This is a genomic window from Streptomyces cinnabarinus (genome assembly GCF_027270315.1).
Taxonomy (GTDB): domain Bacteria; phylum Actinomycetota; class Actinomycetes; order Streptomycetales; family Streptomycetaceae; genus Streptomyces; species Streptomyces cinnabarinus.
This window is the reverse complement of the sequence record NZ_CP114413.1, coordinates 7,273,093-7,299,959: the sequence shown is the minus strand read 5'-3', so window position 1 is coordinate 7,299,959 and position 26,867 is coordinate 7,273,093. Positions and strand designations below refer to the sequence as shown.

The window sequence follows — 26,867 nt, the reverse complement described above, 5'->3', positions numbered from 1 at the left end:
GAGGGCACTTCGCCAATGTGATGACGGCCACCCCACGGGGTGGCCGTTTTGGCATGTCAGAGCAGGTTTTCCGGGGCTTTTCGGCGAGCGTTCGATCGATCATCGCTCATTTGTTACGTAAAGATTTCACCTGAGAGCAACTTCTGGCACTCAGTGCCTTGCGGGCTGACACGCGGTGTCATACGTTCAAGGTGTCCGGCCTGTCCCGACGAGCCCAACGGCTCGCGCGCCGGACGCCTGCGTCACAGGCAACCTCCCGCGCCACAAAGCGCTGCCGATCAGCTTCAACTCGCCGAACCGACGGCAACCACACATCCTCAGCAGCACCGACGTAACCCTCAGCGTCCCTCCCTCAGGACGCGTATCGCCGGAGGCATCACCGTGACCGTGAAGGACATCCTCGACGCGATCCAGTCGCCCGACTCCACGTCGGCCGACTTCGCCGCTCTCCCGCTCCCCGAGTCGTACCGCGCGATCACCGTGCACAAGGACGAGACGGAGATGTTCGCCGGGCTCGAGACCCGGGACAAGGACCCCCGCAAGTCGATCCACCTGGACGACGTGGCGCTGCCGGAACTCGGCCCGGGCGAGGCCCTGGTCGCCGTCATGGCCTCCTCCGTGAACTACAACTCGGTGTGGACCTCGATCTTCGAGCCGCTGTCCACCTTCGGGTTCCTGGAGCGCTACGGCCGGCTCAGCGAGCTCACCAAGCGCCATGACCTGCCGTACCACATCATCGGCTCCGACCTCGCGGGCGTCGTGCTGCGCACCGGCCCGGGCGTCAACTCCTGGAAGCCCGGTGACGAGGTCGTCGCGCACTGTCTGTCGGTGGAGCTGGAGTCCTCCGACGGCCACAACGACACGATGCTCGACCCCGAGCAGCGGATCTGGGGCTTCGAGACCAACTTCGGCGGCCTCGCCGAGATCGCGCTGGTCAAGTCCAACCAGCTGATGCCCAAGCCGGGCCACCTCAGCTGGGAGGAGGCCGCCGCTCCGGGCCTGGTCAACTCCACCGCCTACCGCCAGCTGGTCTCCCGCAACGGCGCCGGCATGAAGCAGGGCGACAACGTGCTGATCTGGGGCGCGAGCGGCGGACTCGGCTCCTACGCCACCCAGTTCGCGCTGGCCGGTGGCGCCAACCCGATCTGTGTGGTGAGCAGCCCGCAGAAGGCGGAGATCTGCCGGTCCATGGGCGCCGAGGCGATCATCGACCGCAACGCCGAGGGCTACAAGTTCTGGAAGGACGAGAGCACCCAGGACCCCAAGGAGTGGAAGCGCTTCGGCAAGCGCATCCGTGAGTTCACCGGCGGCGAGGACATCGACATCGTCTTCGAGCACCCCGGCCGCGAGACCTTCGGTGCGAGCGTCTTCGTCACCCGCAAGGGCGGCACCATCACCACCTGCGCCTCGACCTCCGGCTACATGCACGAGTACGACAACCGCTATCTGTGGATGTCCCTGAAGCGGATCATCGGCTCGCACTTCGCCAACTACCGCGAGGCCTGGGAGGCCAACCGGCTGATCGCGAAGGGCAAGATCCACCCGACGCTGTCGAAGGTCTACTCCCTGGAGGAGACCGGCCAGGCGGCGTTCGACGTGCACCGCAACCTCCACCAGGGCAAGGTCGGCGTGCTGTGTCTGGCCCCCGAGGAGGGCCTGGGTGTGCGCGACGAGGAGATGCGCGCCAAGCACATCGACGCCATCAACCGCTTCCGCAACATCTGAGGGCACCATCATGAGCGAGCGTCAGAAGGACCGGCCGTGGTTGATGCGGACCTACGCCGGTCACTCCACGGCAGAGGCGTCCAACGAGCTGTACCGTCGCAACCTCGCCAAGGGTCAGACGGGTCTGTCCGTCGCCTTCGACCTGCCGACGCAGACCGGCTACGACCCGGACCACATCCTCGCCCGCGGCGAGGTCGGCCGGGTCGGGGTGCCCGTCTCGCACCTCGGTGACATGCGCCGGCTGTTCCAGGACATCCCCCTGGAGCAGATGAACACCTCGATGACCATCAACGCCACCGCCATGTGGCTGCTGGCGCTCTATCAGGTGGTCGCGGAGGAGCAGGGCGCGGACATCACCAAGCTCCAGGGCACGACCCAGAACGACATCGTCAAGGAGTACCTGTCCCGCGGCACGCACGTGTTCCCGCCGGGGCCGAGCCTCCGACTGACGACGGACATGATCGCGTACACGGTCTCCCACATCCCGAAGTGGAACCCGATCAACATCTGCAGCTACCACCTGCAGGAGGCGGGCGCCACTCCGGTCCAGGAGATCGCCTACGCGATGTCCACGGCGATCGCGGTCCTCGACGCCGTCCGGGACAGCGGCCAGGTCCCGCAGGAGCGCATGGGCGATGTCGTCGCCCGGATCTCCTTCTTCGTGAACGCGGGCGTCCGCTTCGTCGAGGAGATGTGCAAGATGCGCGCCTTCGGCCGCATCTGGGACCAGGTCACCCGCGAGCGCTACGGCATCCAGGACCCCAAGCAGCGCCGCTTCCGCTACGGCGTCCAGGTCAACTCGCTGGGTCTGACCGAGGCGCAGCCGGAGAACAACGTCCAGCGGATCGTGCTGGAGATGCTGGCCGTCACCCTCTCCAAGGACGCCCGTGCGCGGGCCGTCCAGCTCCCCGCCTGGAACGAGGCGCTGGGCCTGCCCCGGCCCTGGGACCAGCAGTGGTCGCTGCGGATCCAGCAGGTGCTCGCCCATGAGAGCGATCTGCTGGAGTACGAGGACATCTTCGAGGGCTCGAAGGTGATCGAGGCCAAGGTCGAGGCGCTGGTCGCGGAGTCGCTCGCGGAGATCGAGCGGATCCAGGAGATGGGCGGCGCGATGGCCGCCGTCGAGTCCGGCTACCTCAAGTCGCAGCTGGTGGCCTCGCACGCCGAGCGCCGGGCCCGGATCGAGTCCGGCCAGGAGAAGATCATCGGCGTCAACATCTTCGAGACGACCGAGCCCAGCCCGCTCACCTCCGACCTCGACACGGCCATCCAGACGGTCGACCCCGCGGTCGAGAACCGGGTGATCTCCGCGCTGGAGCACTGGCGGGACACCCGCTACCAGCCGCCCTTCAACCACCCGCGCCCCTGCAAGGCGCTGGAGAAGCTGAAGGAGGCCGCCAAGGGCAGCGCCAACCTCATGGAGGCCACCCTGGAGTGCGCCCGCGCCGGTGTCACCACCGGTGAGTGGTCCGGGGCCCTGCGCGAGGTGTTCGGCGAGTTCCGGGCGCCGACCGGGGTCTCCTCCGCGCCCGTCGCGGTGACCGCCGAGGAGGGCACCGCGATGGCCCTGGTGCGCCGCAAGGTGGAACTGACGGCGAAGGACATGAGCGTCGGCAAGCTCCGCTTCCTGGTCGGCAAGCCCGGCCTGGACGGACACTCCAACGGCGCCGAGCAGATCGCGGTGCGCGCGCGTGACGCCGGGTTCGAGGTGGTCTACCAGGGCATCCGGCTCACCCCGGAGCAGATCGTGGACGCGGCCCTCGCCGAGGACGTGCACGCGGTCGGCCTGTCCATCCTCTCCGGATCGCACGCCCAGCTGGTGCCGGACGTGCTGGAACGCCTCCGTGTGGCCGGTGCCACAGATATCCCGGTGATCGCCGGTGGCATCATCCCGAATGGTGACGCCGAGCAGCTCCGGGCCGCCGGAGTGGCCGCGGTCTTCACCCCGAAGGACTTCGACATCACCGGAATCATCGGCCGCATCGTCGATGAGATCCGCAAAGCGAACAAGCTCGACCCCCTGGAGGTCCCCGCATGACCGTCAACCGTCTCCGCCCGCGGCGCTCCTGCCTGGCCGTGCCGGGCTCGAACCCCCGCTTCCTGGAGAAGGCCCAGGGTCTCCCCGCCGACCAGGTCTTCCTGGACCTGGAGGACGCGTGCGCGCCGCTAGCCAAGCCCGGGGCGCGGCACACCATCGTGAAGTTCCTCAACGAGGGTGACTGGACGGGCAAGACGCGGGTCGTGCGCGTCAACGACTGGACCACCGAGTGGACGTACCGCGATGTCGTGACCGTGGTCGAGGGCGCGGGCCAGAACCTCGACTGCATCATGCTGCCGAAGGTGCAGACGGCCGAGCAGATCGTGGCGCTGGACCTGCTGCTGACGCAGATCGAGAAGACGATGGGCTTCGAGGTCGGCAAGATCGGCATCGAGGCGCAGATCGAGAACGCGCAGGGCCTGAACAACGTCAACGCGATCGCGACGGCGTCCCAGCGCGTGGAGACCATCATCTTCGGCCCGGCCGACTTCATGGCGTCCATCAACATGAAGTCGCTGGTCGTGGGCGAGCAGCCGCCCGGCTACCCGGCGGACGCCTACCACTACATCCTGATGAAGATCCTGATGGCCGCCCGCGCCAACAACCTCCAGGCGATTGACGGCCCCTACCTCCAGATCCGCAACATCGACGGCTACCGCGAGGTCGCGCAGCGCGCCGCCGCGCTCGGCTTCGACGGCAAGTGGGTGCTGCACCCGGGCCAGGTCGAGGCGTCCAACGAGATCTTCTCGCCGTCGCAGGAGGACTTCGACCACGCCGAGCTGATCCTGGACGCGTACGACTACTACACGTCCGAGGCGGGCGGCAAGAAGGGCTCCGCGATGCTCGGCGACGAGATGATCGACGAGGCCAGCCGCAAGATGGCGCTCGTCGTCTCCGGCAAGGGCCGGGCCGCCGGCCTGCAGCGCACCAGCAAGTTCGAGATTCCGGAGGCGTAAGGCCATGCAGTTCGGGCGCACCTACGAGGAGTTCGAGGTCGGGGCGGTCTACAAGCACTGGCCCGGGAAGACGGTCACGGAGTACGACGACCACCTCTTCTGTCTCCTCACCATGAACCACCACCCGCTCCACATGGACGTCAACTATGCGGAGAACACGACGGACTTCGGCAAGAACGTCGTCGTAGGGAACTACATCTACTCGCTGCTGCTGGGCATGTCCGTGCCGGACGTGTCGGGCAAGGCGATCGCGAACCTGGAGATCGAGTCGCTGCGGCACGTGGCACCGACCTTCCACGGTGACACCATCTACGGCGAGACCACGGTGCTCGACAAGACGCCCTCGAAGTCGAAGAACGACCGCGGCATCGTCTACGTCGAGACCAAGGGCTACAAGCAGGACGGCACCCTGGTCTGTGTGTTCCGCCGCAAGGTGATGGTGCCGACCGAGACGTACATCAAGGAGCGCGGCGGCGAGCAGCCGGGCCGCCCCGAGCTCAAGGAACAGGGGAAGTAGTCATGGCGCGACTCGCCCAGACCGCCGGTCTGACCGACATCCAGCAGGAGATCCTGTCCACCGTCCGCGACTTCGTGGACAAGGAGATCATCCCGGTCGCCACCGAGCTGGAGCACCGCGACGAGTATCCGCAGCAGATCGTCGACGGCCTCAAGGAGTTGGGCCTGTTCGGCCTGATGATCCCCGAGGAGTACGGCGGTCTGGGCGAGTCGCTCCTGACGTACGCCCTGTGCGTCGAGGAGATCGCGCGCGGCTGGATGTCGGTGTCCGGCATCATCAACACCCACTTCATCGTGGCGTACATGCTCAAGCAGCACGGCACGCAGGAGCAGAAGGACCACTTCCTGCCGCGGATGGCGGCCGGTGACATCCGTGGCGCCTTCTCGATGTCGGAGCCGGGTCTCGGCTCGGATGTGTCGGCCATCACGTCCAAGGCGGTAAAGGACGGCGAGGAGTACGTCCTCAACGGCCAGAAGATGTGGCTGACGAACGGCGGTACGTCGTCTCTGGTGGCCGTTCTGGTCCGAAGTGACGAAGGACACCCCGAGGGCACCGCCCCCCACAAGTCGATGACGACCTTCCTCGTCGAGAAGGAGCCCGGCTTCGGTGAGGTCCGCCCCGGCCTGACCATTCCGGGCAAGATCGACAAGATGGGGTACAAGGGGGTCGACACCACCGAACTCATCATGGATGGCCTGCGAGTTCCCGCGGACCGGGTGCTCGGCGGGGTCACCGGCCGAGGTTTTTACCAAATGATGGACGGCGTCGAGGTCGGCCGCGTCAACGTCGCGGCGCGTGGCTGCGGTGTCGCTCAGCGTGCGTTCGAGCTCGGCGTCCAGTACGCCCAGCAGCGTCACACTTTCGGCAAGCCGATCGCCCAGCACCAGGCGATTCAGTTCAAGCTGGCCGAGATGGCTACCAAGGTCGAGGCCGCCCATGCGATGATGGTGAACGCGGCACGCAAAAAGGACTCCGGGGAGCGAAACGACCTTGAGGCTGGGATGGCGAAGTACCTCGCCTCCGAGTACTGCAAGGAGGTCGTGGAAGACGCCTTCCGGATCCACGGCGGCTACGGCTTCTCCAAGGAGTACGAGATCGAGCGCCTCTACCGAGAGGCTCCGATGCTGCTGATCGGCGAAGGTACCGCCGAGATCCAGAAAATGATCATCGGTCGCAGGCTGCTCGAAGAGTATCGATTCCAGGGCTGATTGTCCGGATACGGGGTGTTTTCTTGGAGAAGAAGATCACACCCCGTCAACACTCTTCGGCCGCCGACTCGGCTTCCTGGCTTGCCCAGTTGTGGTCCGCGACCGGTACGATCCCCGGAAAGCCGCCGTCCCCCCTCAATGCGCGGCATCATCCGCTACGAAGGTCATCCATGCCCCACAGCCAAACCTCTGCACCTCGCGACAGCCTGGCCGGCGTACGCCTGGCACGCGGAGCCTCGCCGTGGCTTCTCCCGACCGTCGCCACCGCAGCCCTCAGCCTGGCCAAGGCCCGCCGCTCCGGCGCCGCCAGGGCCGTCGCCGTGCCCGCCACCGCCCTCGCGGCGGGCATGCTGTGGTTCTTCCGCGACCCCGAGCGCGAGATCGCCCAGGGCCGCGTCATCTCGCCCGCCGACGGAGTGGTGCAGAGCATCATGCCGTGGAAGGACGGCCGCACCCGCGTCGCGATCTTCATGAGCCCGCTCAACGTCCACGTCAACCGCGCGCCGCTCTCCGGCACGGTGACCTCGGTCGAGCACATCCCTGGCGGGTTCGTTCCGGCGTTCAACAAGGAGAGCGAGAACAACGAGCGCGTGGTCTGGCACTTCGACACCGAACTCGGTGACATCGAGATGATCCAGATCGCCGGCGCGGTGGCCCGCCGTATCGTCCCCTACATCCCCCAGGGCACGAAGGTCGAGCAGGGTGACCGCATCGGTCTGATCCGCTTCGGCTCCCGTGTCGACATCTACCTGCCCGAGGGCGTGGAGGTCGCGGTCGAGGTCGGTCAGAAGACGGTGGCTGGGGTGACTCGCATTGACCGTGATTGATCCTGAGACTCAGCCGGGCTGGGTGCCCGAGGCGGACGAGGTCGACGAGGTCGACGAAGAGGAGATGCCCCTCTCCCTGCGTCTGTCGATAGCGGACACCCTCACTCTCGGCAACGCCACGTGCGGGTTCATGGCGGTGTACTTCACCACCACCGGCATCCTGATCCCGCACCTCACCGGCAGCCAGGAGACGGGCATGGCCCGGCACAGCGCGGCGACCGCCGTGATCCTGATGCTGTGCGCGGCGGTCTTCGACCTGTTCGACGGCCTGGTCGCGAGGAAGCTCCGCTCGTCCCCGATGGGTGCCGAGCTGGACAACCTCTCCGACCTGATCAGCTTCGGTCTGGCGCCCGCCTACTTCGTCCTGGTCTACGGCATGGTCGCGAACGACGCGCACCAGAAGGTGGCCGCGGTCGGTGCGATCGTGGTCCTGCTGGCCGTGGTGCTGCGGCTCGCGCGCTTCTCGTGCGTGACGCCGACCAACGGCATGTTCCAGGGCATGCCGTCGCCGTTCGGCGCGCTGACGGTGGTCTCGATCGTGCTGCTGGAGCTGCCCTTCGAGGCGACGCTGCTGGCGATCATCGGTACCGCCTGGCTGATGGTGAGCCGGGTGGAGTACCCGAAGCCGCGGGGCCGCCTCGCGGTGGCGATGCTCGCCTGGATCGTCCTGTCGATGGGCCTGCTGGCCGCCTGGGCCTTCGAGGCCCCCAGCGGACAGCTCCTCCTCCAGACCGGCTGCGCCCTGCAACTGGTCATGGGCGCGGTGATCCCGCTGTTCGCCACGGCCCGCCGGGTGAACAACTTCCGCGACAACCGCCGCGAGGCGCGCGGAGCGCAGCTCCCGTAGACGTATGGCGAAAGGCCCTGGATCCGTGTTCGTACGGATCCGGGGCCTTTCGTCTTGTCTCAGCTCAGGAGGTCAGCGCAGGAAGTCCTCCGCGATGCGGGAGGCCGAGCGCTCCAGGATGGAGCCCGCGTCCGCGATGCACTTGGCCACGTCCGGCTCGATCTCCGTCAGCGGGTAGGCGCGGCGGATGCCCGCCCGGCCCAGGGCCTGCGGGGGAAGCGCCAGACGGCCGCAGACCGCGACCACCTCCTTGTCCGCCGCCCGCGCCGCGGCCGCCACGCCCGCCGGGGCCTTGCCGTGCAGGGTCTGCTCGTCCAGGGATCCCTCACCGGTGATGACCAGGTCCGCGCGCTCCAGGGCGGGCGCGAAGCCGAGGACGTCCAGCATGACCTCGATACCGGGGCGGAAGCGGGCACCGATCAGCAGGGCCCCGTACCCGATGCCGCCCGCCGCGCCCGCACCCGGCGAGGCGGCGTGCTCGGCGGCCGGGGAGCCGACGGACTTCTCCAGCACCCGCGCGAAGTGCGCGAGGGCCGCGTCCAGCGTGGCCACGTCGTCCGGCGAGGCGCCCTTCTGCGGCCCGTAGACCGCCGGTGCGCCCGTGGGCCCGGTCAGGGGGTTGTCAACGTCGCTGGCGAGCACCAGCTCGACGGCGTCCAGACGGGCGTCCAGGCCGGAGAGGTCCGCGGCGGCCAGCGCCGCGAGCCCGCCACCGCCGGGCGGCACCGGCTCCCCGTCGGCGTCCAGGAACCGCGCGCCGAGCGCGGACAGCATCCCGGCGCCACCGTCGGTCGTGGCGCTGCCGCCGACGCCGAACACGATCGTCCGGGCGCCCGCGTCCAGGGCGGCCCGCAGCAGTTCCCCGGAGCCGTACGTGGACGCCGTGAGGGGCGCGAAGACGCCCGCCGGGAGCCGCTGGAGGCCGCTGGCCTCCGCCATCTCCACGACCGCCGTGTCGCCGCGCAGCGCGAACGCCGCCGTCACCTCGTCCCCGAGGGGCCCGGCGACCCGTACCTCACGCCGCTCGAAACCGGCCGCGACCGCCGCGGCCACCGTGCCGTCGCCGCCGTCGGCCACCGGCAGCGCCTCGACCTCGACGTCCGGCACGACCCGACGCAGTCCGGCCATGACCCGCTCGGCGACCTCCACGGCCGTCAGCGAGCCCTTGAACTTGTCCGCGGCGATGAGCACGCGCTGTGTCACCTGTGATCCCCTTGCTCTCCGGGCCTCGCGCATGTCAAGGCCAGTCGCGCCGCTGCGACCATAACCGGAGGACACCCTCGCCGTCATGCCCCGCCCGGTCCCTGGACGGGGCCGCACTGCTCCCGGACCGCGCCCCCGCTGTCCGGCCCCCGCGGAATCGGGTAGACCGGTGCTATGACCCCTGTGGGCACCGAGCAAGAGCTCGCCGACCGCGTCCTCGGGGGCTGGCTGGGCCGGATCGCCGGGAACATGCTGGGCAAACCGGTCGAGCAGGGCGATCTGTGGACGCGGGACCGTATCGACCGCTATCTGCGGCGGGCCGCCGCGCTGCCGCTCACCGACTATCTGCCGGAGCCGCCCCCGGGTGACGACGAGGGCTTCGAGCTGCGGCCCGAGTGGCGGAGCTGCGTCCGCGGCCGGATCCACGGCAGCTGCCGGGACGACGATGTCGACTACGCCATCCTCGGCCTGGACCTGCTGGAGACCCACGGCTTCGGCTTCAGCACCGAGCAGGTCGGCGACCTGTGGCTGCTGCGGCTGCCGTACCTCCAGACCTTCACCGCCGAGCGGGCCGCGTACCGCAACCTCGCCAACGGGCTGAAGCCGCCGCTGACTGCGACCTTCGACAACCCGCACCAGGAGTGGATCGGCGCCCTGATCCGGGCCGACATCTTCGGCTGGACCTGCCCCGGCCTCCCCCACCGGGCCGCCTCCCTGGCACGCCGGGACGCCGTGCTGTCGCACACCGGGAACGGCGTGTACGGGGCGATGTGGGCGGCGGCGCTGGTGTCGGCGGCCTTCACCGCGCCCACCGTGCGACAGGCGCTGACCGAGGCGCTCACCGTGATCCCGGCCTCCAGCCGCCTCGCCCGTACCGTGCGCCGGGTGATCTCACTGCACGACACCCGGCTCTCCTGGGAGGACACCCTCACCACGGTGTCCGAGGAGACCGCGGGCCTCGGCTGGATCCACACCGTCCCGAACGCCGCCGTCCTCACCGCCGGGCTCCTGTACGGCGACGGCGACTTCACCCGCACCATCACCCTCACCGTCCGCGGCGGCCTGGACACCGACTCCAACGGGGCGACGGCCGGTTCGGTGGCCGGGATCCTCACCGGGGCGGAGGCGATCCCCGCGCAGTGGCAGGACCCGCTGGAGGACACGGTGCGCAGCGCGGTGTTCGGCTTCGACGGGGTGCGGATCAGCGAGCTGGCGGAGCGGACGCTCCAGCTGGTCGGGAGCGAATGACGCGGTGGTTACCCTTCCAGGGTGACCACTCAGGACTTCGCCACGTACATCGCGGGTCTCCCCCGTGTCCTCGCCGGTGCCGCCGCCCTGTTCCGGGACGCCACGGGGCGGGTGCTGCTCGTCGAGCCCAACTACCGTGAGGGCTGGGCGCTTCCGGGCGGCACGGTGGAGTCCGACGACGGCGAGACCCCGCGCCAGGGCGCGCGGCGCGAGACGGCGGAGGAGATCGGACTCGACGTCGCTCTCGGCCCGTTGCTCGCGGTGGACTGGGTGCACGGTCCGGGCCGACCGCCGCTGGTCGCCTACCTGTACGACGGCGGGGTCCTCGGCGAGGACGAGTTCAAGGCGATCCGGCTCCAGGAGGAGGAGCTGCTGTCCTGGCGCCTGGTGGAGCCCGCGGAACTGACCGACCACCTGCCGGGCGCCCTGGGCCGCCGGGTCCTGGTCGCGCTGGAGGTGCTGGCGGACGGCGGCGGCACGGCGGAGCTGGAGAACGGCCACCGGGCCGGCTGAACCGGCCCCGCGACAGCGCGATCAGTGCGGTGCCCTTGGCCATGCGCGGGCGCTACCACCGGCCGCCGTACCCGGGCACGAATATCCGTTCGCCCCGCTCCGGGCCCCCGCTTACCCTCGGTGACATGACCAAGCCCCTCGTCGCCCTGCTCAGCGGCGCCGGTATCAGCACGGACTCCGGAATCCCCGACTACCGCGGCCCGAACGGCCTGTGGCGGCGCGACCCGGAGGCCGAGAAGCTCGTGACGTACGAGTACTACATGGGCGATCCGGAGATCCGTCGGCGCTCCTGGCAGCTGCGGCGCAAGAACCGCACGCTCAAGGCCGAGCCGAACGCCGCGCATCTCGCGGTCGCCGAGCTGGAGCGGTCGGGGGTACCGGTCAGGGTGATCACACAGAACGTGGACGGGCTGCACCAGCTCGCCGGGCTGCCCGCCCGCAAGGTGCTCGAACTGCACGGCAGCGCCCGCAGCGTGGTGTGCACGAAGTGCCATGCGCGCGGCCCGATGGAGGACGCGCTGGCCCGGGTCGCGGCCGGTGAGGAGGATCCGCTGTGCCTGGAGTGCGGCGGGATCCTGAAGTCGGCGACGGTGATGTTCGGCGAACGCCTCGACCCGGTGGTGCTGGGTGAGGCGGTCGCGATCACCAAGGCCTGCCAGGTGTTCATCGCGGTCGGCAGCAGCCTTCAGGTGCAGCCCGCGGCCGGGCTCGCGGGCGTCGCCGCCGACCACGGCGCCCGGCTCGTCATCGTCAACGCCGAGCCGACGCCGTACGACGACCGCGCCGACGAGGTGATCCGGGAGCCGATCGGGACCGCCCTGCCGGAGCTGCTGCGCGGGATCGGCGCGTCCTAGCAGTCGGGCTAGGCGCGGATCCCGTCGCACGTGATGTGCAGCTGCCGCGGGCCGCGCAGCACGGCGTTCTGCCGGTACGGGGGCGGGTCCTGGACGAGACGCGGATTCTCCAGCCTCCGGGCCAGCTCCGCCAGGGCGAACTGGGTCTCCAGTCGGGCGAGCGGTGCGCCGAAGCAGCTGTGGACGCCGCTGCCCAGGCCGAGGTGCTGGATGTCGGGGCGGTCCGGGTCGAAGCGGTCGGGGTCCTCGAAGCGCTGCGGATCACGGTTGCCCGACGCCAGGACCAGCCAGACGGGGGCGCCCTTGGGGATGGTGACACCGCGGATCTCGATGTCGGCGAGGGTGGTGCGCTGCGGCACCAGTTGCACCGGCGGCTCGAAGCGCAGCAGTTCCTCGACGATGGGCACGGCGAGCCGTGGATCCTCGCGCAGCCGCCCCAGGACGTCGGGATGGCGCAGCAGGGTCAGCATGCCGTTGGTGATGAGGTTGACGGTGGTCTCGTGCCCCGCGATCAGCAGCAGGGCCGCGGTGCTGAGCAGTTCCATCGTCGACATCGCCCCGTCCCCGCCCTTGGCCGTCGCCAGTTGGGACAGCATGTCCTCGCCGGGGTGCTTGCGCCGCTCCTCGATCAGTCCGGCCAGGTACATGCCCAGTTCCATCCGGGCGTCGTGGGCGTCCTTGCCCCGCTCGGCGGGATCCGCGTCCGGGTCGGGGTCCAGGCTGGCGGCGAGAGTGTCCGCCCAGACGTGGAAGCGCGCCTCGTCCTCGCGCGGCACGCCGAGCAGCCGGCAGATCACCGTCACCGGGAAGGGATAGGAGAACTGCTCCACCAGGTCGAAGCCGCCCGGGTCGCCGATGCCGTCGATGAGACCGGTCACGATGTCGTGGAGCTCAGGGCGCATCCCGTCGACGCGGCGCGGGGAGTGGGGCGGGCCGAACGGCCGGTTCGCCATGCGGCGCAGCCGATCGTGTTCCGGCGGGTCGAGCTTCAGGAAGCCCGGTGGCAGGGCGCCGCCCTCCGCCGAGCCCGGCTCGGCCAGCGGGTCCGAGGTGTGCGAGGCCAGGTTGCGGGCGTCGGAGCTCATCCGCGGATCGTGCAGCAGGCTGCGGATCTCGTAGTAGGTGCTGATCACGTACGGCCCGTCGGCCTCGTGATGGACCGGGGTCCTGCGCAGCTCTTCGTAGATCGGGTACGGATCGGGCCGATTGGCGTAGTCCAGGATCCGGTGCAGCAGGGATTGCGTCATGGCAGGTCCTCGTGGCCGTGCGGGTCAGTGCGCGGGGGTGAACGTCATCCGGCGGTCGGCCGGCGAGTAGCCGCTGAGGGTCACGGTGGGGCCGTGGGTGGGGACCGACGGGTCGGGGAAGTCCGCGTCGATCGGGCGCTGCCCGTCCGGGTGCCGGTCGACCGTGGCGAACGGCGGCGGGAAGGGCGCCGTGGTCTCGATCAGCTCCTGGTAGAACGGCAGCCACCGGGCGTGGTCGAACGTCACGGCGCCGACGACCCGTCCCTGATAGCCGTAGACGCCGGTGAAGCGGTGGGCCTTGAGCGAGCCCTGCGTGATGAGGATCTCCGTGCCCAGCGACGGCACCCCGACCGACTTGATGTTGACGCCGAACTGCGAGGACCAGAAGGACGGCACCTCCATGTGGGGCACGCGGTCGGTGCTCTCGCTGAGCATGTTGTGCGCCGCGACCGCGGCCTGGGTGACGGCGTTGCCCCAGTGCTCCAGGGACAGGAACTGGTAGCCGAACAGCGGGTGCGGGCAGCGGGCGACGTCGCCGGCCGCGTAGATGTCGTCGGTGACGATGCCGCGGATGTCGAAGGCGCGGCAACCGGCGTCGCAGGCGATGCCGCGCGGGCCGGCGCCGAGTCCGGACCCGGCGAGCCATTCGGTGTTGCGGGTGGCACCGAGCGAGACGACCACCACGTCGCACTCCACGGTGGAGCCGTCGGACAGGTGCGCGACCCGCACCCTGCCCGAGGCGTCGCCCTCCAGAGCGGTCACCATGACCCCGCACCGCAGGTCGACTCCGTGCTCGCGCTGCAGCTCGGCGGCGACCGCCCCGACCACGCCACCGAGTGCCCCGACCAGCGGGGCCGCGCCCCGCTCGGCGACGGTGACCGGGAGGCCGCGTTCGCGGCAGGCGGAGGCGATCTCGGATCCCGTGAACCCGGCCCCGATGACGAGGACCCGTCCGGGTCCCGCGTCCAGCCGCCGGGCGAGCCCCGCGCTGTCTTCGCGGGTCCGCAGGCAGAAGACACCGCCGAGTTCCGCCTCCGCCTCGCGCGGCCACGGCCGTGCCCGCACTCCGGTGGCGATCAGCAGCCGGTCGTACGGCACCTCGTCGCCGTCGGCCAGCCGCACCCGGCGGGCGGCCATGTCCAGTCCGGTGGCCGCGACGCCGAGCCGCCAGGTCGCGTCGACGGGCCGGAGCCTCGGCAGTGCGGTGCGCTCGGCGCTCGCCCGGCCCAGCAGCACCTGCTTGGACAGCGGGGGCCGGTCGTACGGTTCGTGGGGCTCGTCACCGATCAGGGTCAGGGTGCCGGTGAAGCCCTGGGCCCGCAGGGTCTCGGCGGCCCGCAGGCCGGCCAGCGAGGCGCCGACGACGACAACGCGGCCCTCGCGCCTCAGTCGCTCCAGGGATCCGTCACCGGGCACCGGGCACCGCCTCGGCCGGTGCGTCCACGGCGTCGACCAGGATGGCCTGGACCGGACACGCCGCGACGGCCTGGGCCAGCTTCTCGCGCTGTGCCTCCTCGGCCTCGGGGTTGTACAGCAGAGCCTCCTCGCCGTGCATGGCGAAGATCTCGGGGGCGAGGAACGCGCACTGCGCGTACCCCTGACAGCGGTTCAGATCGACGGCAAGCCGTACCACGGTTCGGTCCTCTCCACTGGGTCCCTGTCACTCCCCCTGCGACCACTCTCGGTGGCCGGGCGCGATGTGACGACGAGAAGCGGACCGATCGGGTGAGGGGGCCGGTCAGGCCCGGGGGGCGGGACGCCGGCCGCGGAGGATGTGCAGGCTGAGGAGCAGCGCCCAGACCGGGAGGACCAGTTCGGACCAGGGCACGTTCGCTCCCACCACGAGCAGCGTCAGGCCCGCCAGGTAGCCGAGGACGACGAGCGGGCGCGGGAGGACGCCGAGCCGGCGGCCGATGGTCGAGGCCGTGAGGATGAACACCGCCGCCATCCGCATGGCGTACGTGGTCAGCAGGGCGTAGGCGAAGTCGCGGCCGAACGGCGAGCCCTGCTGCCGGCTCTCGTCGAGCACGGTCCCGGCCGCCGCGGCCGCGCCGAACAGGGTGGCGACGAAGATCAGGCCGCTGCCCAGGAACACGGTGGCCACGAACCGGTCCTCGCGCTCGCCGGCCTGCTCGCGCAAGGCGCCCATGAACCACAGGAAGGCGATCCCGGCGAACGGGAGCAGCGTCAGCGCCATCCGTACGGCACCGCGCTGCCCGGCGTCGACGGCCACGGTGTCCCCGTCGCCCTCGGGCAGCGCGAGGCGGACCAGGACGATCGCCGCGGCCATCAGGATCGCGAAGACCACCCCGGCCACCCCGGCGGCCCAGGGCGTCGCGAGCCGCTCGTGTCTGCGCTCCATGGTCTCCCGCTTTCTGCCTGCCCCTCCTCCGTACAGACATCAGCGATCGCGGGGCCGCGCCACCGGGGTCACTCGGGAGGGAGCACGGCGTACACCTTACGGGTCACGGCAGCGCTGTCGAAGAACACCTGCGCGGGCTCGGCCATCGGACCAGAATGCGATCATGACTGCTCGGATCCGCCATGTGACGATCGACTCCGCCGACGCCTACGGCCTCGCCGCGTTCTGGTCCCAGGTCCTGGACCTGCCCCTGCACGAGGACGACCGGCCCGGCGACGAGTACCCCCTGATCGAGGGGGCGGGGCTGCTGTTCGCCACCGTCCCAGAGCCCAAGACCGTCAAGAACCGGGTGCATCTGGACCTTGAGCCGCAGGACCGCACCCGGGACGAGGAGGTCGAGCGGGTCCTCGCCCTGGGCGCCACCCTGGTCGACGACCGCCGCAAACCGGACGGCACGGGCTGGGCGGTGCTCGCCGACCCGGACGGCAACGAGTTCTGCGTGGAGCGCAGCGCGGCGGAGCGGGCGTCCGGCTGAGCCGCCCGGTTCAGAACAGCGCTGTCCCGCCCTCGAAGTCCAGCAGTCGCTTCTTGCGGTCCAGGCCGCCGCCGTAGCCGGTGAGGCTGCCGCTCGCTCCGACGACGCGGTGGCAGGGGACGATGATGCCGATCGGGTTCTTGCCGTTGGCGAGGCCCACCGCGCGGGAGGCGCCGGGATTGCCTAGGGCGTCGGCCAGTTCGCCGTAGGAGCGGGTCTCGCCGTAGGGGATCTGCCGGAGCTGGTCCCAGACGCTGCGCTGGAACGGGGTTCCCTTCAGGCGGAGTTCGAGGGTGAAGTCCTTCAACTCGCCCGCGAAGTAGGCCTCCAGTTGTTCCTCGGCCGCCGCGAACCCGGTGGGCCCGGTGTCGTCCCGGGGGCCGAAGGACTCCTCCGGTGGGCGGTGGCGCTGCTCGGTCATGTACAGGCCGCACAGGACGCCGTCGTCGGCGACGAGGGTCAGCGGGCCATAGGGGCTGTCGATCACGGTGTGCTGCCGCATGGAACGTCCTTATACCGGAAGGAAGTTGATCGGGTGGCTGTCGGTCGCCCACAGGTACTGGACGGCGTACGCCCGCCAGGGCCGCCAGGCCGCGGCGCGGGCGGTGAGGGCGGCGGGGGTGGAGGGCAGGCCCAACTCCCCTGCCGCGCGGCGGATTCCGAGGTCCGTGGGGAGGAAGGCGTCGGGGTCGCCGAGCGCGCGCATCGCGATGACGTCGACCGTCCACGGGCCGAAGCCGGGCAGCGCGAGGAGCCGGGCGCGGGCCTGAGCCCAGTCGCTCTCCACGCCCAGATGCAGGCTTCCGTCGGCGAGTTGGCCGACCAGCGTGGTGAACGTCGTGCGGCGGGTGCGCGGCATCGCCAGCGACTCCGGGTCGAGCGCCGCGAGTGCCTCGGGTGCCGGGAAGAGGTGGGTGAGGCCGCCCTCGGGGTCGTCGACCGGTTCGCCGTGGGCGGTGACCAGACGGGCCGCGTGGGTGCGCGCGGCGGCGGTGGAGACCTGCTGGCCGAGCACGGCCCGTACGGCGAACTCCGCCTCGTCGACCGTGCGCGGGACCCGCCTGCCGGGGGCCTTGGCGACCAGGGGTGCGAGGAGTGGGTCCGTGCTGAGCTGCTCGTCGACGGCGACCGGGTCGGCGTCCAGGTCGAGCATGCGGCGGCAGCGGCTGATCGCCACGGTGAGATCGCGCAGGTCGCTGAGGGTGAGGCGGCAGGCGATGTGGTCGGGCTTGGGGGTCAGGGACACGATGCCGTGGCCGTAGGGCAGGCGCAGGGTGCGGCGGTAGGCGCCGTCCCGCCACTCCTCGACGCCGGGGACGGCGGTCGCGGCCAGGTGGCCGAAGAGGTTGTCGGGGTTGAGCGGGGCGCGGAACGGCAGGCGCAGGGCGAGCGCCCCGGGCGTCTGTCCCGGGCGGGGCGCGCGAGCCCGCAGCTCGCTCGGGGCGAGGGCGAACACCTCGCGCACGGTGTCGTTGAAGGTGCGGATGGAGGAGAACCCGGCGGCGAAGGCGATCTCCGCCATCGGCAGTGGGGTGGTCTCGATCAACAGGCGGGCGGTCTGGGCGCGTTGGGCGCGGGCCAGGGCGAGCGGGCCCGCGCCCAGCTCGGCGAGGAGCTGGCGCTCGATCTGCCGGGTGCTGTAGCCGAGCCGGGCCGCGAGGCCGGGCACGCCCTCGCGGTCCACGACCCCATCGGCGATCAGCCGCATCGCGCGGGCGACGAGGTCGGCGCGCTGGTTCCACTCCGGGGAGCCGGGGCTGGCGTCCGGACGGCACCGCTTGCAGGCCCGGAACCCGGCCTGCTGGCAGGCGGCGGCGCTCGGGTGGAACACCATGTTCTGCGGCTTGGGCGCTACCACCGGGCAGCTGGGCCGGCAGTAGATCCCGGTGGTCAGGACGGCCGTGTAGAACCAGCCGTCGAAGCGCGCGTCCTTCGCCTGGACGGCCCGTACACAGGCTTCGGTCTCGGTGTGCATCCCCTTCTGCATGCGTCCAGCATCGACCACGCGGCGAGGGAAGGCTGGCGAGAATCCGACATCAACCTCGGCTGTCCTGGGCCCATGCCGATTCACGCAGCAGCCGCAGCCCATTGAGGCCGACCAGCACGGTCGAGCCCTCGTGCCCGGCGACGCCGAGCGGCAGCGGGAGGTGCCCGATCAGGTCCCACAGGACGAGAACGGTGATGAAGGCGCCCGCGATGACCAGATTCTGCACCACCAGGCGGCGGGCGGCCCGGGAGAGCCGTACCACCGCGGGTACGGTCGTCAGCTCGTCGCGCACGATCACCGCGTCCGCCGTCTCCAGCGCCAGGTCGGAGCCCGAGCGGCCCATGGCGATCCCGGAGTGGGCGGCGGCGAGGGCGGGCGCGTCGTTGACGCCGTCGCCGACGAACAGCACTTTGCGGCCCCGGTCCTGGAGGGCTCGTACGGCGTCGACCTTGTCCTCGGGGAGCAGGCCCGCTCGCACGTCGGTGAGGCCGGTGGCCTCGGCGACCCGGGCCGCGGCGCCGGAGTGGTCGCCGGTGAGCAGGACGGGGGCGGTGCCGGTCAGGGCGGTGAGGGCGGCCGTGGTGGCGGGGGCCTCGGGACGCAGACGGTCGGTGAGGGTGAGGGTGCCGACGGGCTTGCCGTCCCAGGTCACCGCGACGACGGTGGCGCCACCGTCGGCGTCCGCGCGGCCCACGCTCACCTCACGTCCCTCGACGGTGGCGGTGACGCCCCGCCCCGGAGTGGCGGTGAAGTCCTCGGCGGGCGCCGGACGAAGGCCGCGGGTGCGGGCGGCGGTGACGATCGCGCGGGCCAGCGGGTGTTCGCTGGGGTGCTCGGCGGACGCGGCCAGCGCCAGGAGACCGTCCTCGTCGAGGCCGGAGTCCGGCAGCGGCCGTACGCCGGTGACCTCGGGGGCGCCCTCGGTGAGGGTGCCGGTCTTGTCGAGGGCCGCGAGGTCGATCTCGCCGAGGCGTTCCATGGCGACGGCCGACTTCACCAGGACGCCGTGACGGCCGGCGTTGGCGATGGCCGAGAGCAGGGGCGGCATGGTCGCGAGGACCACCGCGCACGGCGAGGCGACGATCATGAAGGTCATCGCCCGCAGCAGGGCGTCCGTCAACTCGGCACCGAAGGCGAGCGGCACGGCGAAGACCGCGAGGGTCGCGACCACGATGCCGACGGCGTAGCGCTGCTCGATCCGCTCGATGAACAGCTGGGTCGGCGCCTTGGTACGGGACGCCTCCTCGACCAGGGTGACGATGCGAGTGATCACCGAGTCGGCGGGGTCGCGCTCGACGCGGACGCGCAGGGCTCCGGCGCCGTTCAGGGTGCCCGCGAACACCTCGTCGCCGGGGCGTTTGAGGACCGGCAGCGGCTCGCCGGTGATGCTCGCCTCGTCGGCCTCGCTGGTGCCGTCCAGGACCCGGCCGTCGGCGCCGATGCGCTCGCCGGGGCGGATCAACAGCACATCACCGAGGGCGAGTCCGGCGGTCGGTACGGTCTCCTCGCTCCCGGCGCCGGTGACCCGGGTGGCCGTGGCGGGCGCGAGGTCGAGCAGTCCGCGCACGGAGTCGGCGGTGCGGGCGGTGGCCAGGGCCTCCAGGGCGCCGGAGGTGGCGAAGATGACGATCAGCAGGGCGCCGTCGAGGACCTGGCCGATCGCGGCCGCGCCGAGCGCCGCGACGATCATCAGCAGATCGACGTCGAGGGACCTCTCGCGCAGCGCCCGCAGCCCTTCGAGAGCGGGCTCCCAGCCGCCGGTGACGTAGGCGACGGCGTACAGCGGGCCGTAGAGCCAGACGGGAGCGCCGGTCAGGTCGAGGGCGAGACCGAGCAGGAAGGCGACGGTCGCGGCGAGCGCCCAGCGGGCCTCGGGCAGGGCGAGGATCCGGGTGCGGCGACGGGGGGCCGCCGGGGCGGGCGCGGTGGCAGGGGCGGGGGCGAGTGCGGTGGACACGGGGGCCACCATACAGGAACACATGAAGACTCATTCATCTATTCATACGTGATGGGTAGGATACGCCCATGGGTCATGGAGCCGTCACCACCACCGACGAAGAGCGCGTGCGCCTGGACGCGGACAACGTCGCGAAGGTGGCGACCACCCTCCAGGCCCTGTCCACCCCCTCCCGGCTGCTGATCCTGGCCCGGCTGCGCGAAGGCCCGCTCCCGGCCACCGAGTTGGCCGCCGAGGTGGGCATGGAGCAGTCCGCCTGCTCGCACCAGCTGCGGCTGCTGCGCAATCTGGGCCTGGTGGTCGGCGAGCGGCGCGGCCGGTCGGTGGTCTACACGCTGCACGACCACCATGTCGCCGAACTCCTCGACCAGGCCGTCTATCACGTGGAGCATCTGCGGCTGGGGATCAGCGACACGGCGGACTGACCGCTACGTCGCCTTCGTCGAATCCTCCGTCGCGGCCTCGTCCTCCGCCACGAAGTCGACGACCGCCAGGGCGAAGAGCAGTGCGAGGGCCAGGCCGATCACGACCGCGCCGGTCGGGTACGGCCACAGGGCGATCGCCAGCAGCGCCGCGACCACCAGCAGCCAGCAGATCCAGGTGCGGTACCGGTGGACGAAGCGGCCAACCCGGCCCGTGCGCATCCCCGCCCGTTCGGCCGTCGAGCGGACGGCCGCGATGCCCGAGTACCACAGCTGCCGGACGAACGTGGCCCGACGGCCGGGTCCGGTGAGCCAGGCGGCGAGGGCGACCACGACACCCACGGCGATCGACACCCGCACGCCGGTGCGCAGATACCGGATCAGCGTGTCGTAGATCGACTCGGCGGCGGGCTGGGAGACGCCGGAGGGCAGGGCGTCCAGGTACACCGTCCGGAAGACGGTCAGGGCGAGACCGAGCAGCCCTACGGCGAAGGCGAAGCCGAGCGCGCCGGCGACCAGGGCCCGGCGACGGTGCGTGGCGAGCAGTACCCCGCCCACGATCAGCGCCAACGAGATGACCGGCAGCCAGAATCCGACGAGCTGGAGCAGCCGGAATCCGGTACGGGCCCGGCCGATGTCCTCGGACTGGACGACCGTGATGTCGGTGTGGATCTCGGGGATGTTCCCGGCCACGGTCATGCCCTCGTCGACGAGGCGCTCCTTGACCCGTTCGACGACCGGCCCGAGGTCCAGGGTCACCGTGTCGTTCTCGACCTTCACAGCGCCGCCGCCCTCGCCGGTCAGCGCCTTGACGACGGCGTCGTGGGCCCGGCGGTTGGCCTCGGTCCAGATCCGGTCGAAGGCGTCCGAGGCGACGACCGCCTGCGCCTTGTCGTGGACGAAGCTGGCGACCGCGTCCTCCAGCGAGGGGCCGAGCTTGCCGAGCGCCTTCTCCACCAGCGGCCGGTCGGCGACCGGGGTCTGGGAGAGCAGCGCGGTCAGGTCCAGGCGATCCATCACGGCGTCGGTGACCCGGGTCGCGACGGCGTTCTGGACGTCCCGGTCACGGGCGAGCGGCTCGACCGTGTCGACGTAGCGGTCGGTGTCCCCCGCGATGGAGGCGGTCCAGGCGGCGACGGCGCCCAGCGGGGCGAGGATGCAGCCGAGGACGATCAGCACGGCGGCGAGTGTCGACCGGACCCAGTGCCGCTTCGGCCGCGCCGTCTGTTCCGCCTCCAGCGCGGCAACCCGCGCCCGCAGCCGTTCCAGCTCGGCCTGAGAGCCGTCCGGGGTTTCCGCGTCGCCCGCCATGCCGTTCTCCCTCCTGCGCCCCTGGGGTCAGCAGACCCCGGGGGCGGGAGGGCGGCGACCGCGGCGGGCCGTCCGGGTGACAGAGGGTGTCCGGCGCCGCTTCGAACGGCGGCGGGTCAGACCTTCAGGAGAGCTGTGCGGCGAACGCCTCGTGGGCCCGCTCGTCGAAGAGGACGAACGTCACCTCCTCGACCTCGGTCCGCGCGGACCGTACGGTCTCCATCGCGATCCGGGCCGCGTCCCGCATCGGCCAGCGGTAGACGCCGGTGGAGACGGCCGGGAAGGCCACGGTGCGGGCGCCCAGCTCGTCGGCCACGCGCAGGGATTCGCGGTAGCAGGAGGCGAGCAGGCCGGAGCGGTCCTCGGTGTCGCTGAAGACGGGGCCGACGGTGTGGATCACCCAGCGGGCGTCCAGCTTGCCCGCCGTCGTGGCGACGGCCTGGCCCGTGGGCAGGCCCTTGCCGTAGTGCGAGGCGCGCAGCTTGCGGCATTCCGCCAGGATCTCGGGGCCGCCACGGCGGTGGATGGCGCCGTCCACTCCGCCCCCGCCGAGCAGGGAGGAGTTGGCGGCGTTCACGATGGCGTCGACGCTCTGGCGGGTGATGTCGCCCTGGACGAGCGTGATGGTGGTCATGTCTGCCTCAGCCTTCTCCAGACGGCCTTCGCCGCGTTGTGCCCCGACATCCCGTGCACACCGGGTCCGGGCGGGGTGGCCGAGGAACAGATGAAGACGGCCGGATGCGGGGTGCTGTACGGGAACAGCGACAGTCTGGGCCGCAGCATCAGCTGGAGTCCGGAGGCCGCGCCGGAGCCGATGTCGCCGCCGACATAGTTGGCGTTGCGGGCGGCGAGTTCGGGCGGGCCCGCGACGGCACGGGCGAGGACGCGGTCGCGGAACCCCGGGGCGAAGCGCTCCAGTTGGCGCTCCATCGTGTCCGTGAGGTCGCCGGTCCAGCCGTTGGGCACATGGGCGTAGGCCCAGAACACCTGCTGTCCGGCGGGGGCCCGGCTCGGGTCGACGACACTCGGCTGGACGGTGATCATGAACGGCCGGTCGGGCGCCCGGCCCTCCCGGGACGCGGCGCGCAGCGCGGTGCCGATCTCCGCGCTGCCGGCGCCGATCTGCACCGTCCCCGCGCGGCGGGCCTCCGCCGCGGTCCAGGGCACCGGTCCGTCCAGCGCGTAGTCGATCTTGAAGACGCCCGCGCCGTAGCGGTAGCGCTCGTAGTAGCGGCCGAAGCCGGCGATCCGGGCCAGCGCGGTGGGCGAGGTGTCGAAGATGTACGACCGTGCGGGCGGCAGATCGTCGAGGCGCTTGACCTCGTAGTCGGTGTGGATCGAGCCGCCGAGGTCCTTGAGGTACGCGGCCAGCGCGTCGGAGATCGCCTGGGAGCCGCCCTTGGCCACCGGCCAGCCCCGGGCGTGCGCGGCCAGGGCGAAGACCAGGCCGACGGCACCGGTCGCGAAGCCGTTCAGCGGGGCCATGACGTGCGCCACGAGTCCGGCGAACAGGGTCTTCGCGCGCTCTCCCTGGAAGCGGCGGGTGAGCCAGCTCGACGGGGGCAGACCGACGAGGCCGAAGCGGGCGAGGGTGACCGGGTCGCGGGGCAGGGCGGTCAGCGGCAGGGACATGAAGTCCCGGGCCAGGGCGTCCCATCGGGGCAGGAACGGCTCGACCAGCCTGCGGTACGTCCCCGCGTCCCGGGCGCCGAAGGAGGCGGCGGTCTCCCCGACCGAGCGGGACAGCACGGCGGCGGTGCCGTCGGGGAACGGGTGCGCCATCGGCAGCTCCGCGTGCAGCCACTCCAGGCCGTACTCCTGGAGCGGCAGGGCGCGGAACGCGGGGGAGTTGATGCCGAGGGGGTGCGCGGCGGAACACGGGTCGTGGCGGAAGCCGGGGAGGGTGAGCTCCTCGGTGCGGGCGCCTCCGCCCACGGTGTCCTTCGCCTCGAACAGCGCCACGGAGTGGCCGCGGCGGGCCAGCTCCACGGCGGCGGTCAGGCCGTTCGGTCCCGCACCCACCACGACTGCGTCGAGCATGGACGGCACGATTCGGTCCCCTTCGTCAGCCGGATGGCCACTCAGGGTCAGGATATGCCGGGTGCGCCTCATGGCTCGGGGCGGACCGTTGCATTGCGGCTGCGGGTGCATGGGGGCCGGTCGCGCAGTTCCCCGCGCCCTTGGGTGGGATCAGGCGGCGCCAGTCAGCAGTGCCTGCACCCTTCGTGCCGTCGCCTCGTCCCTTGCCGCCGTGAACGGCAGGGCGTTTCCGCCTGTTACCCGGAAGGGGTCGCCGCTCACGGTCAGGTGGGTGCCGCCCGCCTCCTCCACCAGGAGCAGGCCCGCCGCGTGGTCCCAGGCCGCCTCCCAGCTGAAGGCGACGGCGTCCGACTCGCCCCGGGCCACGGCGAGATACTCCAGGCCCGCCGAGCCGCAGGGGCGCGGTGCCACGCCGTCGGTCCACAGGCCGCGCAGGGCGTGCTTCTGGTCGTCGGTGGTGTAGTCGGGGTGGGAGGTGGCCACGCGGAGGTCGCGGCCGGGGTCCGGGGCACCGGAGTTCAGGCGCTCGCCGTCGAGGAAGGCGCCCTTGCCGCGTATCGCGGTGGCCAGTTGGTCGCGGGCCGGGGCGTAGGTCCAGGAGGCGAGCAGTTCGCCGTGCTGGACCAGGGCGACCAGGGTGCAGAAGCCGGGGTCGCCGTGCACGAACTGGCGGGTGCCGTCGACGGGGTCGACTATCCAGACCGGCGCGGCGCCCTGGAGCGCGCCGTAGGTCGCGGGGTCGGCGTGCACCGCCTCCTCGCCGACCACGACGGAGCCGGGCAGCAGCGCGCCGAGCGCCCCGGTGAGGTACTGCTCGGCCCTTCGGTCGGCGTCGGTCACCAGGTCGTGGGGGCCGCTCTTCTGGTCGACCTCGTGCGCGGCGAGCCTGCGCCAGCGCGGCATGATTTCCAGAGCAGCGGCCTGGCGGACGGCTTCCTCCACGTCGGAGGAGCGCCGAGCGAGAAACTCGTCGATGGTTTCCGTGTCTACGATCATGTCCCCCATAAGAACATGCGGCACTGACAATCCTCGCCGGGGTGGTGTACGCCGGGTGGAATCGGCATGAATACGCGGGTTTGCCGCGAGTGTTCCACGTCACCGTCCCACGGCGTACCCTTGCGTGCCCCGCGGGTTCGCCCCCGCCGACAGCACCCCGGTCCGCGGATCCCGCGCCACCGCGCACAGCCGCCCCTCCGACCAGGGATCCCCCACGGTCACCCGGTGCCCGCGCGCGATCAGCTCCTCGATCACCTCGGGGTCCGTGCGGGCCTCCACGGTGACGCTGCCCGGTCGCGTCCCGCGCGGGTGGAAGGAGCTGGGGAAGCTGTCGTTGTGCCAGTTCGGGGCGTCGATCGCGCCCTGGAGGTCCGGTCCGCCGCGCACCCGCTCGCGCAGTGCGACGCCCAGGAAGAAGTGCAGCTGCCACTGGTCCTGCTGATCGCCGCCGGGCGTACCGAAGGCCAGTACGGGTTCTCCGTCGCGCAGGGCGAGGGAGGGCGAGAGGGTGGTGCGCGGGCGGCGCCCGGGGGTCAGCGTGGCCGGAAGGCCCTCCTCCAGCCAGGTCATCTGGAGCCGGGTGCCGAGCGGGAAGCCCAGTTCGGGCACGACGGGGTTGGACTGGAGCCAGCCCCCGCTGGGCGTGGCCGCGATCATGTTGCCCCAGCGGTCGACGATGTCGAGGTGGCAGGTGTCGCCACGGGTGACGCCGTCGGGGGTGACGTCCGGCTCCCCCCGCACCGGGTACCGGGCGACCGTCGGCTCACCGGCGCCCGGCGCGGTGGCCTCCTCGTCGAGCACCACGCGCGCGTACGCGCTCACCCGGGGCGTACGGCCCCCGGGGCTGCCGGGCCGGAGCTCACAGGACGCCTTGTCGCCGACGAGCGCCCGCCGCTCCGCGTTGTACCCCTCGGAGAGCAGCTCGCCCAGCGGCACCTCGGCCGCGTCCCCGTACCAGGCCTCCCGGTCGGCCATGGCGAGCTTGCAGTTCTCGATCAGCAGGTGGACGTAGTCGGCGGAGCCGTGGGCGGGCAGTTCGGCGCGGAGCAGGGCGAACTGCTGGAGCAGCACCGGTCCCTGGCTCCAGGGTCCGGCCTTGCACAGGGTCCAGCCGTTCCAGTCGTAGGTCACCGGCGCCTCGTAGGTGGCGGACCACCCGGCGAGGTCGTCGCCGGTGAGGGTGCCGGTGTGCCGTTCGCCGCTGGTGTCGAGGGTGGGCCTGGCGGCCTGCCGGACGAGCGCCTCGGCGATGAATCCGGTGCGCCACACCCGGCGGGCCGCCTCGATCCGCGCCTCCCGGTCCCCCGCCCCGGCCACCTCGGCGAGCAGGCGCTTCCAGGTGGCGGCGAGGGCGGGGTTGCGGAACAGGCGGCCGGGGCGCGGCGGTTGTCCGTCCGGCAGGTACACCTCGGCCGATGTCGTCCACTCCGTCGTGAACAGCTCCCGTACCGCCTCGACGGTGGCGCCGACGTTCTCCACGGGCGGGTGCCCGTGTTCGGCGTAGCCGATGGCGTACTTGAGGACGTCGGCGAGGGACTTGGTGCCGTGGTCGCGGAGCAGCAGCAGCCAGGCGTCGAAGGCGCCGGGCACGGCGGCGGCGAGGGGGCCGGTGCCGGGGACGAGGTCCAGGCCGAGCCCTCGGTAGTGCGCGACGGTCGCACCGGCCGGGGTGACGCCCTGTCCGCACAGCACCCGTGCCTCACCGCCGGCCGGGGCGAGCAGCATCGGGACCTCGCCGGCCGGGCCGTTGAGGTGCGGCTCGACGACGTGCAGCACGAACGCTGCGGCCACGGCGGCGTCGTAGGCGTTCCCGCCGTCCTCCAGGACGGCCATCGCCGACTGGGAGGCCAGCCAGTGGGTGGAGGACACCATGCCGAAGGTGCCCTGGAGCGTGGGGCGGGTGGTGAACATAGGGCCTCTCACGGGAGTTGACTGGGACGTCGCGATCGACATCCGAACAGGTTCCCGGGTTCACACGGGCCGAACCGGTCATCAGCGCAGCCGCCGGTCGCCACGATCCGTGGCATTAACCGATCTAATGACCATTGTTGTTCGTTCATTGATTGATCTCTTT

25 protein-coding genes are annotated in these 26,867 nt (G+C 71.4%); 12 read left to right on the top strand and 13 right to left on the bottom strand.

The genetic code is table 11. From position 1 onward, the window contains the following. Window positions 1-387 precede the first annotated feature (387 nt). From ccrA to pssA, 7 genes are all read left to right on the top strand, one after another. Complete coding sequence (gene ccrA, locus STRCI_RS33005; RefSeq protein ID WP_269664713.1) at window positions 388-1,725, top strand: crotonyl-CoA carboxylase/reductase; 1,338 nt, start codon at window positions 388-390, stop codon at window positions 1,723-1,725. A gap of 10 nt (window positions 1,726-1,735) precedes the next feature. After that, window positions 1,736-3,763, top strand: coding sequence for a protein meaA (locus STRCI_RS33000; RefSeq protein WP_269662617.1), 2,028 nt, complete (start codon window positions 1,736-1,738; stop codon window positions 3,761-3,763). Next, on the top strand, window positions 3,760-4,719 hold the full coding sequence (locus STRCI_RS32995; RefSeq protein ID WP_269662616.1) for an HpcH/HpaI aldolase/citrate lyase family protein: 960 nt from the start codon (window positions 3,760-3,762) through the stop codon (window positions 4,717-4,719). Before STRCI_RS33000 ends, STRCI_RS32995 begins: the two co-directional genes overlap by 4 nt. Window positions 4,720-4,723: 4 nt before the next feature. Further along, complete coding sequence (locus STRCI_RS32990) at window positions 4,724-5,236, top strand: MaoC family dehydratase (RefSeq protein WP_015656728.1); 513 nt, start codon at window positions 4,724-4,726, stop codon at window positions 5,234-5,236. Window positions 5,237-5,238: 2 nt separating this feature from the next. Then, a complete protein-coding gene (locus tag STRCI_RS32985; protein ID WP_269662615.1) occupies window positions 5,239-6,444 on the top strand; it encodes an acyl-CoA dehydrogenase family protein in 1,206 nt (401 codons plus the stop codon). A gap of 170 nt (window positions 6,445-6,614) precedes the next feature. Further along, entirely contained in the window at window positions 6,615-7,271 is a 657-nt protein-coding gene (locus tag STRCI_RS32980; protein ID WP_269662614.1) for a phosphatidylserine decarboxylase, read from the top strand. Window positions 7,272-7,293: 22 nt separating this feature from the next. Further along, on the top strand, window positions 7,294-8,118 hold the full coding sequence (pssA, locus tag STRCI_RS32975; protein ID WP_015656731.1) for a CDP-diacylglycerol--serine O-phosphatidyltransferase: 825 nt from the start codon (window positions 7,294-7,296) through the stop codon (window positions 8,116-8,118). Window positions 8,119-8,190: 72 nt separating this feature from the next. Here the strand turns inward: pssA and STRCI_RS32970 are convergent, their stop codons facing one another. Further along, window positions 8,191-9,354 carry a glycerate kinase gene (locus STRCI_RS32970; protein ID WP_269662613.1) on the bottom strand — a complete coding sequence of 388 codons (1,164 nt, stop codon included), beginning with the start codon at window positions 9,352-9,354 and terminating at the stop codon, window positions 8,191-8,193. Between the two features lie 141 nt (window positions 9,355-9,495). On the opposite strand from STRCI_RS32970, the gene STRCI_RS32965 reads away from it, so the two are divergent. The 3 genes from STRCI_RS32965 (at window position 9,496) to STRCI_RS32955 (ending at window position 11,936) form a co-directional block, all read left to right on the top strand. Beyond that, the gene (locus tag STRCI_RS32965) at window positions 9,496-10,569 is read left to right on the top strand and encodes an ADP-ribosylglycohydrolase family protein (protein ID WP_269662612.1); all 1,074 of its coding nucleotides are present in this window, start codon (window positions 9,496-9,498) and stop codon (window positions 10,567-10,569) included. A 21-nt stretch (window positions 10,570-10,590) separates the two neighbouring features. Then, on the top strand, window positions 10,591-11,082 hold the full coding sequence (locus tag STRCI_RS32960) for an NUDIX domain-containing protein (RefSeq protein WP_269662611.1): 492 nt from the start codon (window positions 10,591-10,593) through the stop codon (window positions 11,080-11,082). A 125-nt stretch (window positions 11,083-11,207) separates the two neighbouring features. After that, entirely contained in the window at window positions 11,208-11,936 is a 729-nt protein-coding gene (locus STRCI_RS32955; protein WP_269662610.1) for an SIR2 family NAD-dependent protein deacylase, read from the top strand. A gap of 8 nt (window positions 11,937-11,944) precedes the next feature. Here the strand turns inward: STRCI_RS32955 and STRCI_RS32950 are convergent, their stop codons facing one another. From STRCI_RS32950 to STRCI_RS32935, 4 genes are all read right to left on the bottom strand, one after another. Beyond that, window positions 11,945-13,183, bottom strand: coding sequence for a cytochrome P450 (locus tag STRCI_RS32950; RefSeq protein ID WP_269662609.1), 1,239 nt, complete (start codon window positions 13,181-13,183; stop codon window positions 11,945-11,947). Between the two features lie 24 nt (window positions 13,184-13,207). Beyond that, window positions 13,208-14,599: an NAD(P)/FAD-dependent oxidoreductase gene (locus STRCI_RS32945; RefSeq protein ID WP_269662608.1), complete on the bottom strand. Its 1,392-nt coding sequence runs from the start codon at window positions 14,597-14,599 to the stop codon at window positions 13,208-13,210. Continuing rightward, entirely contained in the window at window positions 14,589-14,816 is a 228-nt protein-coding gene (locus STRCI_RS32940) for a ferredoxin (protein ID WP_015656740.1), read from the bottom strand. Before STRCI_RS32940 ends, STRCI_RS32945 begins: the two co-directional genes overlap by 11 nt. A gap of 105 nt (window positions 14,817-14,921) precedes the next feature. Further along, on the bottom strand, window positions 14,922-15,545 hold the full coding sequence (locus STRCI_RS32935; RefSeq protein WP_269662607.1) for a hypothetical protein: 624 nt from the start codon (window positions 15,543-15,545) through the stop codon (window positions 14,922-14,924). A 163-nt stretch (window positions 15,546-15,708) separates the two neighbouring features. Here STRCI_RS32935 and STRCI_RS32930 point away from each other — a divergent pair, with 163 nt between their 5' ends. After that, window positions 15,709-16,080: a VOC family protein gene (locus tag STRCI_RS32930; RefSeq protein WP_269662606.1), complete on the top strand. Its 372-nt coding sequence runs from the start codon at window positions 15,709-15,711 to the stop codon at window positions 16,078-16,080. 10 nt (window positions 16,081-16,090) lie between these two features. Here STRCI_RS32930 and STRCI_RS32925 read toward each other — a convergent pair whose 3' ends face one another. Genes STRCI_RS32925 through STRCI_RS32915 form a run of 3 tightly spaced genes read right to left on the bottom strand, consistent with a single transcriptional unit; the run spans window position 16,091 to window position 20,036 of the window. After that, window positions 16,091-16,582 carry a methylated-DNA--[protein]-cysteine S-methyltransferase gene (locus STRCI_RS32925; RefSeq protein ID WP_269662605.1) on the bottom strand — a complete coding sequence of 164 codons (492 nt, stop codon included), beginning with the start codon at window positions 16,580-16,582 and terminating at the stop codon, window positions 16,091-16,093. Between the two features lie 9 nt (window positions 16,583-16,591). Beyond that, window positions 16,592-18,067 carry an AlkA N-terminal domain-containing protein gene (locus STRCI_RS32920; protein WP_269662604.1) on the bottom strand — a complete coding sequence of 492 codons (1,476 nt, stop codon included), beginning with the start codon at window positions 18,065-18,067 and terminating at the stop codon, window positions 16,592-16,594. Window positions 18,068-18,116: 49 nt separating this feature from the next. Next, complete coding sequence (locus STRCI_RS32915; RefSeq protein WP_269662603.1) at window positions 18,117-20,036, bottom strand: heavy metal translocating P-type ATPase; 1,920 nt, start codon at window positions 20,034-20,036, stop codon at window positions 18,117-18,119. 56 nt (window positions 20,037-20,092) lie between these two features. On the opposite strand from STRCI_RS32915, the gene STRCI_RS32910 reads away from it, so the two are divergent. Beyond that, window positions 20,093-20,449: an ArsR/SmtB family transcription factor gene (locus tag STRCI_RS32910; protein ID WP_269662602.1), complete on the top strand. Its 357-nt coding sequence runs from the start codon at window positions 20,093-20,095 to the stop codon at window positions 20,447-20,449. 3 nt (window positions 20,450-20,452) lie between these two features. Here STRCI_RS32910 and STRCI_RS32905 read toward each other — a convergent pair whose 3' ends face one another. From STRCI_RS32905 to STRCI_RS32885, 5 genes are all read right to left on the bottom strand, one after another. Further along, window positions 20,453-21,757, bottom strand: a complete 1,305-nt coding sequence (locus STRCI_RS32905; RefSeq protein WP_269662601.1) for a hypothetical protein — start codon at window positions 21,755-21,757, stop codon at window positions 20,453-20,455. A gap of 124 nt (window positions 21,758-21,881) precedes the next feature. Next, on the bottom strand, window positions 21,882-22,391 hold the full coding sequence (locus STRCI_RS32900) for an O-acetyl-ADP-ribose deacetylase (protein WP_269662600.1): 510 nt from the start codon (window positions 22,389-22,391) through the stop codon (window positions 21,882-21,884). Continuing rightward, on the bottom strand, window positions 22,388-23,797 hold the full coding sequence (locus STRCI_RS32895) for a phytoene desaturase family protein (protein ID WP_269662599.1): 1,410 nt from the start codon (window positions 23,795-23,797) through the stop codon (window positions 22,388-22,390). The genes STRCI_RS32900 and STRCI_RS32895 overlap by 4 nt, the downstream gene beginning before the upstream one ends. Window positions 23,798-23,947: 150 nt before the next feature. Beyond that, window positions 23,948-24,793: an inositol monophosphatase family protein gene (locus STRCI_RS32890; RefSeq protein ID WP_269662598.1), complete on the bottom strand. Its 846-nt coding sequence runs from the start codon at window positions 24,791-24,793 to the stop codon at window positions 23,948-23,950. A 99-nt stretch (window positions 24,794-24,892) separates the two neighbouring features. After that, a complete protein-coding gene (locus tag STRCI_RS32885) occupies window positions 24,893-26,704 on the bottom strand; it encodes a gamma-glutamyltransferase family protein (RefSeq protein WP_269662597.1) in 1,812 nt (603 codons plus the stop codon). Between the last annotated feature and the right edge of the window lie 163 nt (window positions 26,705-26,867).